Source organism: Amycolatopsis sp. CA-128772 (assembly GCF_002904295.1).
In the GTDB taxonomy this organism is placed as follows: domain Bacteria; phylum Actinomycetota; class Actinomycetes; order Mycobacteriales; family Pseudonocardiaceae; genus Amycolatopsis.
On the sequence record NZ_PPHG01000025.1, the window covers coordinates 42,833 to 57,150 of the forward strand.

A 14,318-nucleotide genomic window follows, 5' to 3' on the forward strand; every position below is an offset into this window, starting at 1 on the left:
TCCGGCGTTAGGGTGCACGTCATCGCGTCCTGGCCGGCACTGGGTGACGAGGCAGCCCGATGGAGTTCCGCATCCTGGGCCCGGTCGAACTGCGGGCCGGCGACCAGCAGGTCCGCATCGAACGCGCGAAGGAGCGCTTCCTGCTCGGCGTGCTGGCGATGCACCACGGCAAGGTCGTCAGCGTCCGGACGGTGATCGACGCGCTCTGGGACGATCCGCCGAAGCAGGCGAAGAAGGATCTGCACGCCTACCTCAGCCGGCTGCGCGCGACGCTGCGCCGGGCGGGCGCCGAGGCCCGGATCCTCACGCAGGACGGTGGCTACCGGTTCGTCACGGGCGCGGACGAACTCGACTACGCCCGGTTCCAGGACCTCGTCCGGACCGCGCGCGCCGCCCGCGACGCCGGCGAGCACGACGCCGCGGCGCAGGCCCTCCGCGACGCGCTGGGCCTGTGGCGCGGCGAAGTGGTGCAGGGGCTCGCCACGCTGTGGATGGAGAACCGGCGGGAGGACCTCGAAGACCGCGAACGGCTGCCCGGTTACCAGGCCCTGTGCACGATCGAGCTCGCCCGGGGCCGGCACCAAGAGGTCCTCGACCGGCTCGGCGAAGTCGCCGAGGGGCACGAACACGACACGACGTTCGCCGCGCTGCGGCTGGCCGCGCTCGACGGCCTCGGGCGCTACGAGGACTTCGACGCCTGCTGGCGGCAGATCTACGACCGGTGCGCCCAGTCCTTCGGCACCGGGCCGCCCCGGGAGCTGCAGGACCAGCACCGCCGGCTGCTGCAGGCCCGCGACGCGCGCACCCCGGCCGACCACACCCGGACGCAAGCGGCGTTACGCGCCATCCCGCCGGCGCAGCTGCCGCCGACGGTCAGCGAGTTCGTCGGCCGGGCCGGGCCGCTCGCCGAGCTGGACCAGCGCCTGATGCGCGCGCACGTCAACGGCCCGAAGTCGACGCTCGTCGTCGTGCTCACCGGCCCGGTCGGCGTCGGGAAGACCGAGCTCGGGCTCCGCTGGGGGCACGCCACCGGAGACCGGTTCCCGCACGGGCAGCTCTACGCCGACCTGTCCGGCTACGCCGTCTCCCCCGCCCGGGCTCCGGACGGCGTCCTCGCGGAGCTGCTGGAGTCCCTCGGCGTCGCCGGGGCCGCCGTCCCGGCCTCGCCGACGCAGCGGAGCTCGCTGTTCCGCAGCATGCTGGCCGGCCGCCGGGTCCTCCTCTTCCTCGACAACGCCCGCGACTCGGACCAGGTGATCCCGCTGCTGCCGGGCAGCGCGCACGCCGTCGTGATCGTGACCAGCCGGCACCGCCTGACCGACCTCGTCAACCACCACGGCGCCTACCGGCTCGCGCTCGACCGGTTCACCGCCGCCGAGACCGCGGAGCTCCTCACCGCCCTCACGCCGGAGCCGCTGCCGCTCACCGCCGAGGCCGCGGCCCGGCTGACCGGCGGGCTGCCGCGGGCGATCCGGATCCTCGCCGACGCGCTGACCAGCGCGCCCGCGAGCCGGCCGCCCCGACCGGACGACCTGCTGCTCGCCGGCGAAGCCGACACCCGGACGCTGCTGGCGTCGATCCTGTGGTCCTACGACAGCCTCGACGCGGGCGCCGCCCGGACGTTCCGCACCCTGAGCCCGCACAGCGAGCCGGCTCTCGGCCTGGCCGCGGCGACGGCGCTGGACGGCACCGACGGCGACACCACCCGGGCCCACCTCGCCACGTTGTGCGCGGTGCACCTCATGAGCGTCCGCGACGACCGCTACACGATGGACGCGGTGACGCGCGCCGCCGGCGAGCGGCTGGCCGTCAAGGTGGATCCGGCCGACGTCCGGATGCTCGCCCAGGCCCGGCTGCTGAACTGGTTCGCCGAGTTCGCCACGAGCGTCGCCGAAACGCTGGCGCCCACGCGGCCGCGCGCCCCCGGCGAACCGGACGGGTACGCCGAGGCCGAGGAACGGCTCGAGCGCGAGCGGGCCGGCATCTGCGTGGCCGTCCGGCGCGGCGCGGCCACCCACCTCGGCCTCGTGGCCGGCCTGCTGCGCGTCCTGCGGCCGCACCTCACGATCGGCCGGAACCTGCCGGACTGGCTCGCCGCCCACGAAGCGGTCCGCGCCGCCGCGGTCGCCGCCCAGGACCGCGGCTGCGAGGCCGAAGCACACGCCGGGCTCGCGCGCCTCCACCACCTCCTCGGCGACCCCGGCGCGGCCATGGAGTCGGCCCACCTCGCGGTCACGCTGTTCCGCACGACCGCCGACCGGCGCGGAGTCGCCGAACTCCTGCTGTTCCTGGCGGCCCGTTACGGCGAGACCGGGGCGCACGAGACGGCGACCGCCCACGCGCGCGAGGCGCTGGCGATCCACGCGGACATCGACGAGCCCGCCCTGGCCGCGCGCACGCACATTCGGCTGGCGAGCGAACGGGCGCACGCCGGCGAACCGACGCTCGCCGCCGGCCACCTGACCGAGGCGGCCGAGCTGGCCGGCCGCCTGCCGGACCCCCGGCTACGCGCCCGGGCGGTGCTCCGCCTCGGCATCCTCGCCCGCCGCCGGGATCACGCCGACGCGGCGGCCGGGTACCTGCGGGAAGCCGTGGACCTCCACGCTCGCCACCCGGGCGACCACACCGAGACCGTCACGGCCCTCCTCGAACTGGCCGAAGCCGCCACCGACCGCGGCGACCATGCCGAGGCGCTGCTCCGGGCCCGCGAAACGGTCGGCCTGTGCCGCTCCCGCGCCGACCACCCACGATCGGTACGGGCACACGTCGCGATCGTCCGAGCGCTCGCCGCAACCGGACGCCAAGGCGACGCCTGGACCGAATCCCGCCGCACCCTCGACCTCATCGACGAGTTCCCCGACGCCGTCGACGACTACGTCCGCGAGCAGTTCACGAAGCTCGGCCTCTGGCCTTTGCCCGGCTAACCCGAGTTCTTCTTCCCCGCCGCCGCCGTGGCGAATGCCGGAGGGTGCCCGCGGCCATCCGGATGGGAAAGTCGACAATGAAACCTGAATAATCTTCAGACTAATAACAGACGTCTATACCACGCCGCCCATTTTCGCCCGGAACCCCACTCCGGAATGGCGTTTCCGGCGTCGAATGCCCGGCCGGCCCGCGCGCGGGCGCCGGGACTCCCCCAGACCACCGCCGGATGACGCCGGCGGGGGCCGCGGCGGCCGGCCGCGGACCGGCCGTCCGGGAGCGCAACCGGATGATCACCCTGTGCCCACGGTGCAATGACGCCGGAACGAGCCGTGCAAGGCGGACGCCGGCGCCACCCGCTCTACCTGCGTAGATCACCACCCACTGTCGGGATGCTGGCACCACCATCAATGGTGGAGCTAACACCACCATGCCGGGCAATGTCCGAATACATCCATACCCAACCCGTCCACCTGGTGAAACTACTCACGAGTTCGACGTTTCACTGGTCCGAACGGAGGTACCTAAGCCTCCGGCCCTCTGCCACTATCTCCGAAAAATACACCTTCGGGTGATCCGGTGATAAGTATCCGGGTCAGCCGAATCTGGGGGTCGATCGAAGTGCAAATCGAGCTGCTAGGCGCCTTGGAAATAAGATCGAATGGGAGAATTTACGCAATACGCGCAAAGAAAGTGCGAACTTTACTGGCGATGATGGCGCTGTCCCCGGGCCGCCCGGTGTCCTACGAGCAGCTGGCGGACGAGCTGTGGGGCCCGCGCTCGCTCGCCAACTCGCGCAACGCGCTGCAGGCGAACATCGCCCGGCTACGGCGGTTGTTCAAGCCGATCACGGACGCGAGCGGGGAAGAAATCGTCCGGACCACCTACAGCGGCTACCAGCTGGAGGTGCCCGCCGAGTCGATCGACTCGCACCGGTTCCTCGAGCTCGCGCGGCGGGGGACCACGCTGGTGGGCTCCGCGCCGCACGAAGCCGTCGGCATCCTTCGCGAGGCCCTGATGCAGTGGCGCGGGCCGGCCCTGATGGACGTCCAGGAGGGCGTGCGGTGCCGCGCCGCGGCCACGCACCTGAACGAGCGGCGGCTTGCGGTCCAGGAGGATCTGATCGCCGCCCGGCTGGCCGTCGGCGAGCAGCACGACATCGTGCCCGAACTGCGGCTGCTGACCACGGAAAACCCGGGCCGGGAACGGCTCAGCGAGCTGCTGATGCTCGCGCTCTACCGCACCGGGCAGCAAAGCGAAGCGCTGTCGGTCTTCCACCACACCAGCAAGTGGCTCGGCAACGAGCTCGGCCTTTCGCCCGGCCGGCCGCTGAGACAGCTGTACCAGGCCATCCTGGTCCAGGACTGCATGCTCGACTGACCCGCAGGGACGGCGCCTCCACCGGCCGTCCCTGCTGTCTTTCCCCACGGACTCCGCTCCGCACCGGGTCCATCCGCCTCCTTTCCTTGCGTACCTTCGTGATCGCAGGGCGTGATCATGACGCACCCGGATGACCGACCGCTGACGGCTCACCGACGCCGGTCTTCGTCAGCGTTCGGTCAGAGGGCGGTCATCTCCCCTGGCTAGTTTCCGGCGAGGCCGAAGTTCGCCCGAAAACCCAGGAGTCGTCATGACAGCGGCAGTGTCCGAGCGCAGGGAACAGATCCGCGCGATCGTCCAGGAGCACCTCGAACTCGAGGACAACGAGCTCTCCGAGACGAGCAACTTCATCGAGGACCACGAAGCCGACTCGCTCACGCTGATGGACGTGCTCGCGGCGCTGGAGAAGAAGTTCGGCGTGACGATCGACCAGGCGCAGTTCCGCCGGATGACCGATCTGAACAGCGCCTACGACGTCGTCGCGGAATCCGCCGGCTGGTAGGGGAATGGCGATGAGCGCACAGTCCACCGCACCCGGACGCCGGGTGGTGATCACCGGCTGCGGGGTGGTTTCCAGCCTCGGCACGGGTATCGACGAGTTCACCGCGGCGCTGCGCGCCGGGCGCAGCAACGTCCGGCCCATCAGCGTCTTCGACACGACCGGCTTCGAGCACAACAACGGCTGTGAGGTCATCGGCTTCGAGCCGGAACGCTGGATCGAGAACGTCGACATCGACTCGCTCGGCCGCGCCAGCCGGTTCTCCACCGCCGCCGCCCGGCTGGCCGTCGCCGACTCCGGCATCGACCTCGACGTGCTGCGCGAGGCGCGCTGCCTGCTCTCGGTCGGCACGACCGACGGCGAGTCGCACGAGCTCGACAGCATGGTGTCGCTGGAGATCGCGAACGGACCCGAAGCGATGAGCCCGCGGCTGGCCCGGCGAACGTCGGCCGGCCGGCTCGCCACCTCGATCGCCCACGAGCTGCAGCTGTCCAATGTGGAGGTCGGCAGCATCGCGACCGCCTGCTCCGCGGGCAACTACGCGATCGGCCACTCGTTCGACGCGATCCGCCTCGGGGAAGCCGACTTCGCGTTGTGCGGCGGCGCGGACGCCGTCTGCCGCAAGACGTTCACCTCCTTCTACCGGCTGCGCAGCATCGCGCCGGACTACTGCCGCCCGTTCGACAAGAACCGGCTGGGCATCCTGACCGGCGAGGGCGCCGGCATCCTGATGCTGGAGAGCCTGGAGTCGGCGATCGCCCGCGGCGCCCGGATCTACGGTGAAGTGCTCGGCTACGGCCTGTCCTGCGACGCCCACCACCCGGTGGCCCCGCACCAGGGCGGCATCGCCCGCTGCATGGAGCTGGCGCTGGAGAACGCCGGCGTCAAGCCCGCGGAGGTCGACCTGATCTCCGCGCACGGCACCGGCACCCACGCCAACGACAAGACCGAGGCCGCCGCGATCCGCGAGCTCTTCGGCGAGGACACGCCCCGCGTGGTCTCGATGAAGTCGATGCTCGGCCACTCGATGGGCGCGGCGAGCGCGCTGGCGGCCATCGGCTGCTCGGTCGCCATCACCGAGGGGTTCATCCCGCCCACGATCAACCACGTGGAGACCGACCCGGAGTGCGCCGTCGACTGCGTGCCCAACGTGGCGGTCGAGGCGGACCTGCGGATCGTGCAGAACAACGGCTGGGCGTTCGGCGGCAACAACTCGGTCGTGCTGATCGGCCGCTACGACGGCCCGCGAGAGGCAGTGGCATGAGCACCGGCACGCTGAATCCCCCGGTCATCTCCGCGTGGACGGCGATCTCGCCGTTCGGGCACGACCGCTCCTCCTTCGCCGACGGCGTCCGCACGCGGACGTCCCCGGTGTCCGCGGTGGACACCGGGCGCTGGGCGCGGGGCCCCGGCGACACCGCGGCCACCGTCCCCGGCTTCGAGCCGCGGGAGTTCCTCGGTTCGAAGGGCACCCGGGCGATGAACCGCGTCAGCGGGCTCGCCGTCGCGGCGGCGAAGCACCTGCTCGCCGACATCGGCGTCGAGCCGGGAGACGAGCGCGACGACATCGGGTTCGTGCTGGGCACCACGACCGGCAGCGTCCAGAGCATGATGGACCTGACCCGGGCGTCGCTCACCGGCGACAAGCCCGACCACGTCGAACCGGCCGCGGTCCCCGGCTGCGTGATGAACTGCGCCGCCGGGCAGGCCGCGATCTGGCACGGGCTCAAGGGTCCGAACGCGACGATCGCCGCGGGCCGGACCACCGGGCCGCACGCGCTGAACTACGCGCGGCGGCTGCTGCGGACCGGCCGGGCCACCCGGGTGCTCTGCGGCGCCGCCGAGGAGTACTCCCCCGCCCGGGCCTGGGTCGAACACCACCGCCGCGGCGGCGGCGACCCCGTGGTCATCGGCGAGGGCTGCGCGATGTTCCTGCTGGAGCCCGCCGACCTGCGGCCGCCCGGCCGCCGGGTGCTCGGCACCCTGGAGGGCTTCGAATCCCGGGTGTGCCTGGACGGCGACCTCGCCGGGACGGTCGCCGTCGCCGTGCGGGCCCTGCTGTCCTCGGCCGGGATCGCGCCCGGGCAGGTGTGGGCGGCGACCGGCAGCGGTTTCACCGGTTCCGGCGGGGAAGCCGTCGAGACGGTGGCGCTGCGGCAGTTGTTCGGGGACGCGGCCGTCGACCGGGTGCCGTCCGCGGATCTGCTCGGGGACACGGCCTCGGCGAGCGCGATGTTCCAGCTCGCCGCCGTCCTGAGCGTCGCCGAGTCCGCCGAGCGGGCCGGCGCCGACCACACGGTCGTCACCACGTGCGACGACGACGGTGCGGTGGCGTGCACGCTGCTGCGGCTCGGCGAGCCGGTCCGATGAGCGACCCGAAAGTCGCGCTCGTCAGCGGCGGTTCCCGCGGCATCGGCCGGGCGGTCGTGCTGAGCCTCGCCGGGGACGGCCACGACATCGCCTTCTGCTACCGCGCCGACGAGCAGGCCGCCGACCTGCTCACCAAGGAGGTGCACGAGCTCGGCCGCCGCGCGGTCGCGACGAAGGTCGACGTCACCGACCGCGAGGCGGCCGGGGAGTGGGTGGCCCGGACGGCCGCCGATCTCGGCACGCCGGACGCCGTGGTGACGTCGGCGGGCATCACCCGCGACGGCGCGTTCGTGACGATGACCGAGGACCGCTGGACCGACGTGCTGCGGACCAACCTCGACGGTGTCTACAACGTCTGCCAGCCGGCCGTGTTCCTGATGCTCAAGCAGCGCCGCGGCAGCGTGGTCGCGCTGTCCTCGGTGTCCGGGGTGTACGGCAACCCGACGCAGGTGAACTACTCGGCGTCCAAGAGCGGGGTCATCGGCTTCACCAAGGCGCTGGCCAAGGAGGTCGGCCGGTTCGGCATCCGGGTCAACTCGGTCGCGCCGGGCCTGATCGAGACCGACATGACCGCGCAGATGACGGACAAGGCGCGCGAGAAGCTGCGCGCGGCCGTCCCGCTGGGCCGGTTCGGCACCGCCGAGGAGGTCGCCGACCTGGTGGCCTACCTGGTGTCCGACCGCGCCGCCTACATCACCGGAAGCGTATTCGAGATCGACGGCGGCCTGGTCGTCTGAGGGGGAAGATCCACAATGGACACCGACAGCCCGAATTTCATCGCCCGGCTGAAAACGGCCGCGCTCGGCTCGGCCGAGCACCCGTTCGTCTTCCTCGGCAACTTCGAGGTCGAGGAGCTGTGGGCGGCCGACGAGCTCGGCCTGCCGCGGGTGTCCGCCGCGGGCAGCACGGCGGTGGTCAACAGCATGGACGAGTTCGCGCTGCTGCTCGGCGGCAAGGGCGACCACGTCGTGCTCAAGCACGCGCCCGACCCCGACTACCACCGCTACCTGCTCGACCTCGGCTTCGAGCTGCCGGAAGTGCACGTCGTCGCGGCACCGGATCCGGCGCGCAACGTCACCCAGGACGCGCTCGCCGACCCGGCCCTCGTCGCCGCGCTCACCGAGCTCGCCACCGACGGCGCGCACCTGCTCCCCCACGGCGCCTCGGCCGTCGAGGAAGAACTGGCCGCCCGCACCGGCGTGCCGCTGGCCACCCCGCCCGCCGCGCTCTGCAAGGCCGTCAACAGCAAGGTCTACAGCAGGCAGCTGGCCGACGAGCTCGGCCTGCGGCAGCCGCCCGGCTGGGTCTGCGACACCCCGGCCCAGCTGGCCGACGCGGTGCCGGAGGCGGCCAAGGTGCTCGCCGAGGGCGGCACGGTCGTGGTCAAGGAGGCGTTCGGCGTGTCCGGGAAGGGCATCGCCGTCGTCACGAGCGAGCAGCGGCTGCTGCGCCTGCAGCGGATGATCGAGCGCACCGCGCAGAAGGCGGGCCGCGACCGGATCGCGCTGGTCACCGAGACGTGGGTCGACAAGCATGCCGACCTGAACTACCAGTTCACGGTGGGCCGGGACGGCTCGGTGCGGTTCGACTTCGTCAAGGAGGCCATCACCGAGAACGGCGTCCACAAGGGACACCGGATGCCCGCCCGGCTCGACGAGGGCCAGCACCGGGTGATCCGCGACGCGGCGGACGCGCTGGGCGCCCGGCTGGCCCGGGACGGCTACTACGGCGTGGTCGGCGTCGACGCGCTGGTCGAACCGGACGGCGGGATCTTCCCGGTGCTGGAGATCAACGCGCGCAACAACATGTCGACCTACCAGGTGCCGCTGCAGGAGCGGTTCGTGCCCGAAGGTGCCGTCGCGATGGCGCGGCACTACCCGGTGCGCCTGACCGCTCCCCTGCCGTTCGCGCAGCTGCGTGACACGCTCGGCGACCTGCTGTTCGCCGGGTCCGGGAGCGGCCTGCTCGTCAACAACTTCGCGACGGTCAACGCCGGCGCCGGCCTCGCGGCCGCGGGCGAAGCGTTCGCCGGGCGGCTCTACGGCGTGCTCATCGGGCCGTCGGTCGAGACGCTCGACGAGCTCGACCACGAAATCACCGGGCGCCTCGCCACCCTCGCCGCCGCCTGACCCACCTGACCCACCTGACCCACCTGACCCACCTGACCCACCTGACTCGCCGGGGCAGCCCTCACTGTCGCCGGTCCCGAGCGCCCCAATGTGGCGTTCGGTGCGTCCCACGCACCGAACGCCACATTGGGTGCGCATGACGCAACCAACGCCACATTGGGTGCGTCCCACGCAACCAACGCCACATTGGGGCGCTTCGCGCGCCCGATGCCCCAGGAGGGTTTCCGCATGAGTACCAGCACGTCCGTCCCGGAGTTCGCCGTCATCTCCGGAGCGCAGGTCCACGATGTCCTCGGCGGACAGGAAAAGCTCGTCATCGACCTCATCGAGTCCGCCTACCGCCTGCACGGCGCCGGCGACACGGTGAACCCGCCGTCCTACTTCCTGCGCTTCCCCGACCGGCCGTCCTCGCGGATCATCGCGCTGCCCGCGTCGGTCGGCGGGGACATCGCGGTCGACGGGCTCAAGTGGATCTCGAGCTTCCCGGAGAACGTCGCGAGCGGGCTGCCGCGCGCGTCGGCGATCCTCGTCCTCAACGACCCGCGGACCGGCTACCCGCTGGCCTGCCTGGAAAGTTCCATCATCAGCGCCACCCGGACCGCCGCCTCGGCCGCGCTCGCCGCCGACTGGCTGACCCGGGACCGGGCGCGGCCGGCCCGGCTCGGCATCGTCGGCACCGGGCTGATCGCCCGTTACATCCACACCTACCTCGCCGCCGGCGGCTGGGCCTTCGACGACGTCGGCGTGTTCGACCTGAGCCCGGCGCACGCCGAAGGGTTCCGCGGCTACCTGACCGCGGCCGGCGAGCCGTCGGTCACCGTGCACGAGACCGCGGAGGACCTCATCCGCGGCAGCGACCTGGTCGTGTTCGCGACGGTCGCCGGGGAGCCGCACGTGCACGACCCGGCGTGGTTCGACCACAACCCGCTGGTCCTGCACGTCTCGCTGCGCGACCTGGCGCCGGAGGTCATCCTGGGCGGCACCAACGTCGTCGACGACGTCGAGCACTGCCTGAAGGCGAACACCTCGGTGCACCTGGCCGAGCAGCGCACCGGCGGCCGGGACTTCCTGTCCGGGACGCTGCACGACGTGCTGACCGGGCGGGCCGTCCTGCCGAAGGACCGGCCGCTGATCTTCTCGCCGTTCGGGCTCGGGGTGCTCGACCTCGCCGTCGGCAAGCACATCTACGACCAGCTGCACGCTTCCGGCGACCTGCGGACCGTGGACGAGTTCTTCTTCGAACTCGACCGGTACGGCAAGCGCTGAGGAGGAACCCGGCGTGCCGATCATCACCGCTCCGCAGGACTTCAACACCGACGACCTGTTCGTCGACCTCCGCCGGTTCGCCGGCCGCTCGCTCTTCCTCAAGTGCGAGGGCTTCAACTTCGCCGGGTCGATCAAGGTCAAGGCCGCCCGGTCGATGGTCGCCGCCGCCGAGCGCCACGGCGACCTCCGGCCCGGCTCGACGCTCGTGGAGAGCTCGTCCGGCAACCTCGGCGTGGCGCTGAGCCTGGTCGCCGCCAGCTCCGGCTACCGGTTCGTCTGCGTCACCGACTCGCGGTGCACGCTCGGCGCCCGGCAGCTGATGGAGACGATGGGGGCCGAGGTCCGCATCGTCACCGAGCCGCACCCGGAACACGGCCTGCTGGGCGCGAGGATCGAGCTCGTCCGGCGGCTGTGCTCCGAACGCGGGTTCGTCTGGCTCAACCAGTACGAAAACGCCGGGAACTGGCGCGCCCACTACGAAACGACCGGCCCGCAGATCGCCGGAGCCTTCCCGGACGCGTCCGTGGTCTTCATCGGGGCGGGCACCACCGGGACGCTCATGGGCTGCGCCCGGTACCTGCACGAGCACCGGCCCGGCACCCGGGTGGTCGCGATCGACACGGTCGGCTCGGTCACCTTCGGGACGCCGCCGGCCCGCCGGATGATCCCCGGGCTGGGCACCGGGATCCGGCCGCCGATGCTCGACCTCGGCCACGTCGACGACGTCGTGCACGTGGAAGAGGCGGACACCGTGCGCACCTGCCGGGCGCTCACCCGCGAGGGGTTCTGCTTCGGCGGCTCGACCGGCACGGTCGTGAGCGGCGCCCTGACGTGGCTGGCCGGGCACGAGGAAACCGGGACGGCGGTGGCGATCGCGCCGGACCTCGGCGACCGCTACCTCGACACCGTCTACCACGACCAGTGGGTGGCCGACCTCTACGGCGAGGACCTCCTCGAAGACGAGGGCCAGGTCCACGCTCTGTGATCCACCACACACGGCCTAGCACCACCGCGGATCCGGGACTCACACCCCGTGAACGAACGATCACGGTTCACTAGACTCGAACACCTGCGCGGAGAGCAACGGCCGCCTTGCCCATCGGGTCGAACGGGGACGATCGTGAAGCCATCGCTGGCCGTGCGCACCTCCTGCTGGTCCGCCGGCCACGCCAGCGCCGTCATCGCCCTCTGGCTGGTGTTCGTGGCCGTGACCGAGCTGCCGGGGTTCGCCGGCGGGCACCGGCTGGGCGACGGTTCGCTGTCGGACCCCGGCGTGGCCGCGAACTGGTGGCCGGTGGTCGCCGCGCCCATCGCGGTGCTGCTGAGCGTGCCGTTCTCCCGCCTGCTGCTGCTCGTGTCCGCGCTGTTCATCAGCGTGGTCACGACGGCGTCGGCGGCGCTGCTGGACACGGTGTCCGAGTCCGTCACGATGTCGCCGCTCACCGGCGACGCGGCGCTGCTGGTCGTCATCACGGTTTCGGTCCAGCACATGCTGTTCGCCTTCTGCCGGCGACGCGAGGCGCTGGCCGGCGGCAACGACGCGTCCCGAGCGGCCCGGATCGTCGCGAGCACGGCGGGCAACGCCGCCCTCGTCTCCGGCAGCGGCGTGGCCGCGTCACTGGCCGCGGTGGCGCTCACCGGCGCGGCCGAGCTGGTGCCGCTGGCCACCGCGGTGCTCGTGGCCGTGCTGGTGTCCACCGTCGCCGCGCTGAGCCTGCTGCCCGCGTTGAACGACCGCGTGCTCACCTCGCCGAAGGCGCTGCCCCCGCAGCCGCCCGCGCGGCTGAAGGTCGGTCACCTGCCCCGGTTCGTGCGGCCCGCGGCCATCGCGGCCGGCCTGCTCGTCCTCGGGACAGCCGCGGTGTACGGGTCCCTGCGCGTGTTTTCCCCCGGCTGCGCGGGCTGCCGGGCCCTGGCCGCCGACCTGGACGGGTGCGGGGTGGTGACGTTGCTGGTGGTGCTGGGCGTGGCCACGCTCGTCGCCTACCGGCGTCCGGTGGTGGCGCTGGCGACGTTCCTGCTGAACGGCGTCGCCGTGCTCGCCGGGCTGGGGATGCTGGTCCTGCTCGTCGACCCGCTGCCCGGCTGGGCCCCGATGGTCCTGGTGGTGGTCCTGCTCGTGCCGGCGAACCACCTGCAGGTCTACCTGCTGCACCGGCTGCGGAGCGAAACCCTGGCGGGCATGTCCCGCCGCAACACGGTGGCACACGCGTGCCGCCGGGCCTGGTCGGCATCCGGCGGCGCGCTGCTGGTGACGGTGGTGATGTGGCTGGTCTGGGGCCTGACGGAAACCGGCGGCACCCGCGAGTTCGCGTTGGCGACGGCGGCGATCCTGGTGGCCGACACCCTGGTCGTCCGGTTCCTCCTGCTCCCGCGGCTCGCGGTACTCGGAGGCCGGACGAACTGGTGGCGGATCAGGGGCCCGAAAGACGCCCGGTGACGCGAGTTCCGGCCTCGATCACGCGAGTTCCGGGCTCAATCACGCGAATTCCGGGCCCGATCACGCGAGTTCCGGCTTCGAGCTCGTGCGATGCCGCCGCCGGAACACCGGGCAGCGGCACCACTTCCGATCGCGGATCAGGAAGCCGGAGGACGCCCGGTGAGGTCGAGGAACACCTCGTCGAGCGTCGGACGTCGCAACGCGAAGTCCGTGTACTCCACGCCGGCGTCGCGCAGGGCTGCCGCCGCGGCCGCGATGCCGCCCGCCGTGTCCGGCAGCTCGACCGCGATGCTGCGCTTGCGCTCGTCGACCGATACGGCCGAAGCCGAGACGCGGGACAGGGCCGACACCGCGGGCTGGAGCCACTTCGGGTCCGCGACCGCGATCTCGAGCCGCTCCGCGCCGATCTTGCGCTTCAGCTCGTCCGCCGTTCCCTCGGCGATCACGCGGCCGTGGTCGATCACCACGATGTGGTCGGCGAGGTAGTCGGCCTCTTCGAGGTACTGCGTGGTGAGCAGCACCGTCACGCCCTCGTCGACCAGGCCGCGCACGATCCCCCACAGCGTGCTGCGGCTGGCCGGGTCGAGGCCGGTCGTCGGCTCGTCCAGGAAGAGCACCGACGGGCGGCCGATCAGGCAGGTCGCCAGGTCGAGCCGGCGCCGCATGCCGCCCGAGTACGTGCCGACCGCGCGGTCGGCCGCCGCGGTCAGGTCGAACCGCTCGAGCAGTTCGGTGGCCCGCTGCCGGGCGCCGCGCCGGCCGAGGTGCAGCAGCGTGCCGAGCAGCTGGAGGTTCTGCCGGCCGGTGAGCAGCTCGTCGACCGCGGCGTACTGGCCGACCAGGCCGATCCGGCGCTGCACCTCCTTCGCCTGCGTGGCCACGTCGAAACCCGCCACGCGGGCCGTGCCGCCGTCCGGGCGCAGCAGCGTCGCCAGGACCCGGACCGTGGTGGTCTTTCCCGCGCCGTTGGGGCCGAGCAGGCCCAGCACCGACCCCGCGGGCACCCGCAGGTCGATGCCGGCCAGGGCCTGGTGGTCGCCGAATCCCTTGCGCAGCCCGGTGACTTCGATGGCCGCTTCGCGGTCGAGCTCGCCGCTCGCCATCAGCCGGCGTCCCGCAGGCTCTTCGGGCGCAGGTCGGTCCACGTCGCTTCGACGTGGGCGAGCGCGTCCGCACGGGAACTCTCCCCCTGCGCGACCGTCCAGCCCGCCGGCACCGCGGCGAACACCGGCCACAGGCTGCGTTCTTCCTCGGCGTTGACCAGCACGAGGAACCGGCCGTTCTCATCGTCGAATGGACTCGTCACTTCACA

Annotated in this window: 12 protein-coding genes; 10 read left to right on the forward strand and 2 right to left on the reverse strand. The window is 72.2% G+C overall.

All coding sequences use genetic code 11. The features are described 5' to 3' along the window. Positions 1-59 precede the first annotated feature (59 nt). The 10 genes from C2L59_RS10490 to C2L59_RS10535 all read left to right on the forward strand — a co-directional run bounded on the left by C2L59_RS10490 (position 60) and on the right by C2L59_RS10535 (position 13,006). The gene (locus C2L59_RS10490) at positions 60-2,924 is read left to right on the forward strand and encodes a BTAD domain-containing putative transcriptional regulator (RefSeq protein WP_103349337.1); all 2,865 of its coding nucleotides are present in this window, start codon (positions 60-62) and stop codon (positions 2,922-2,924) included. 691 nt (positions 2,925-3,615) lie between these two features. Then, positions 3,616-4,302 carry an AfsR/SARP family transcriptional regulator gene (locus tag C2L59_RS10495; RefSeq protein WP_103349338.1) on the forward strand — a complete coding sequence of 229 codons (687 nt, stop codon included), beginning with the start codon at positions 3,616-3,618 and terminating at the stop codon, positions 4,300-4,302. A gap of 250 nt (positions 4,303-4,552) precedes the next feature. Continuing rightward, on the forward strand, positions 4,553-4,804 hold the full coding sequence (locus C2L59_RS10500; RefSeq protein ID WP_233223395.1) for an acyl carrier protein: 252 nt from the start codon (positions 4,553-4,555) through the stop codon (positions 4,802-4,804). 10 nt (positions 4,805-4,814) lie between these two features. Continuing rightward, entirely contained in the window at positions 4,815-6,065 is a 1,251-nt protein-coding gene (locus C2L59_RS10505) for a beta-ketoacyl synthase (protein WP_199199005.1), read from the forward strand. Beyond that, positions 6,062-7,171, forward strand: coding sequence for a beta-ketoacyl synthase N-terminal-like domain-containing protein (locus tag C2L59_RS10510; protein ID WP_103349340.1), 1,110 nt, complete (start codon positions 6,062-6,064; stop codon positions 7,169-7,171). Before C2L59_RS10505 ends, C2L59_RS10510 begins: the two co-directional genes overlap by 4 nt. Further along, complete coding sequence (gene fabG / locus C2L59_RS10515) at positions 7,168-7,908, forward strand: 3-oxoacyl-[acyl-carrier-protein] reductase (protein WP_103349341.1); 741 nt, start codon at positions 7,168-7,170, stop codon at positions 7,906-7,908. Before C2L59_RS10510 ends, fabG begins: the two co-directional genes overlap by 4 nt. A 15-nt stretch (positions 7,909-7,923) precedes the next feature. Then, entirely contained in the window at positions 7,924-9,300 is a 1,377-nt protein-coding gene (locus C2L59_RS10520; RefSeq protein ID WP_103349342.1) for an ATP-grasp domain-containing protein, read from the forward strand. 228 nt (positions 9,301-9,528) lie between these two features. Then, complete coding sequence (gene sbnB / locus C2L59_RS10525) at positions 9,529-10,566, forward strand: 2,3-diaminopropionate biosynthesis protein SbnB (protein ID WP_103349343.1); 1,038 nt, start codon at positions 9,529-9,531, stop codon at positions 10,564-10,566. A gap of 13 nt (positions 10,567-10,579) precedes the next feature. Continuing rightward, complete coding sequence (gene sbnA, locus C2L59_RS10530; protein WP_103349344.1) at positions 10,580-11,551, forward strand: 2,3-diaminopropionate biosynthesis protein SbnA; 972 nt, start codon at positions 10,580-10,582, stop codon at positions 11,549-11,551. A gap of 135 nt (positions 11,552-11,686) precedes the next feature. Next, entirely contained in the window at positions 11,687-13,006 is a 1,320-nt protein-coding gene (locus C2L59_RS10535) for an MMPL family transporter (RefSeq protein WP_103349345.1), read from the forward strand. A gap of 137 nt (positions 13,007-13,143) precedes the next feature. On the opposite strand, the gene C2L59_RS10540 is transcribed toward C2L59_RS10535, so the two are convergent. Further along, the gene (locus C2L59_RS10540) at positions 13,144-14,109 is read right to left on the reverse strand and encodes an ATP-binding cassette domain-containing protein (RefSeq protein ID WP_103349346.1); all 966 of its coding nucleotides are present in this window, start codon (positions 14,107-14,109) and stop codon (positions 13,144-13,146) included. Continuing rightward, positions 14,109-14,312: an MbtH family protein gene (locus tag C2L59_RS10545; RefSeq protein ID WP_103349347.1), complete on the reverse strand. Its 204-nt coding sequence runs from the start codon at positions 14,310-14,312 to the stop codon at positions 14,109-14,111. The genes C2L59_RS10540 and C2L59_RS10545 overlap by 1 nt, the downstream gene beginning before the upstream one ends. Positions 14,313-14,318 lie beyond the last annotated feature (6 nt).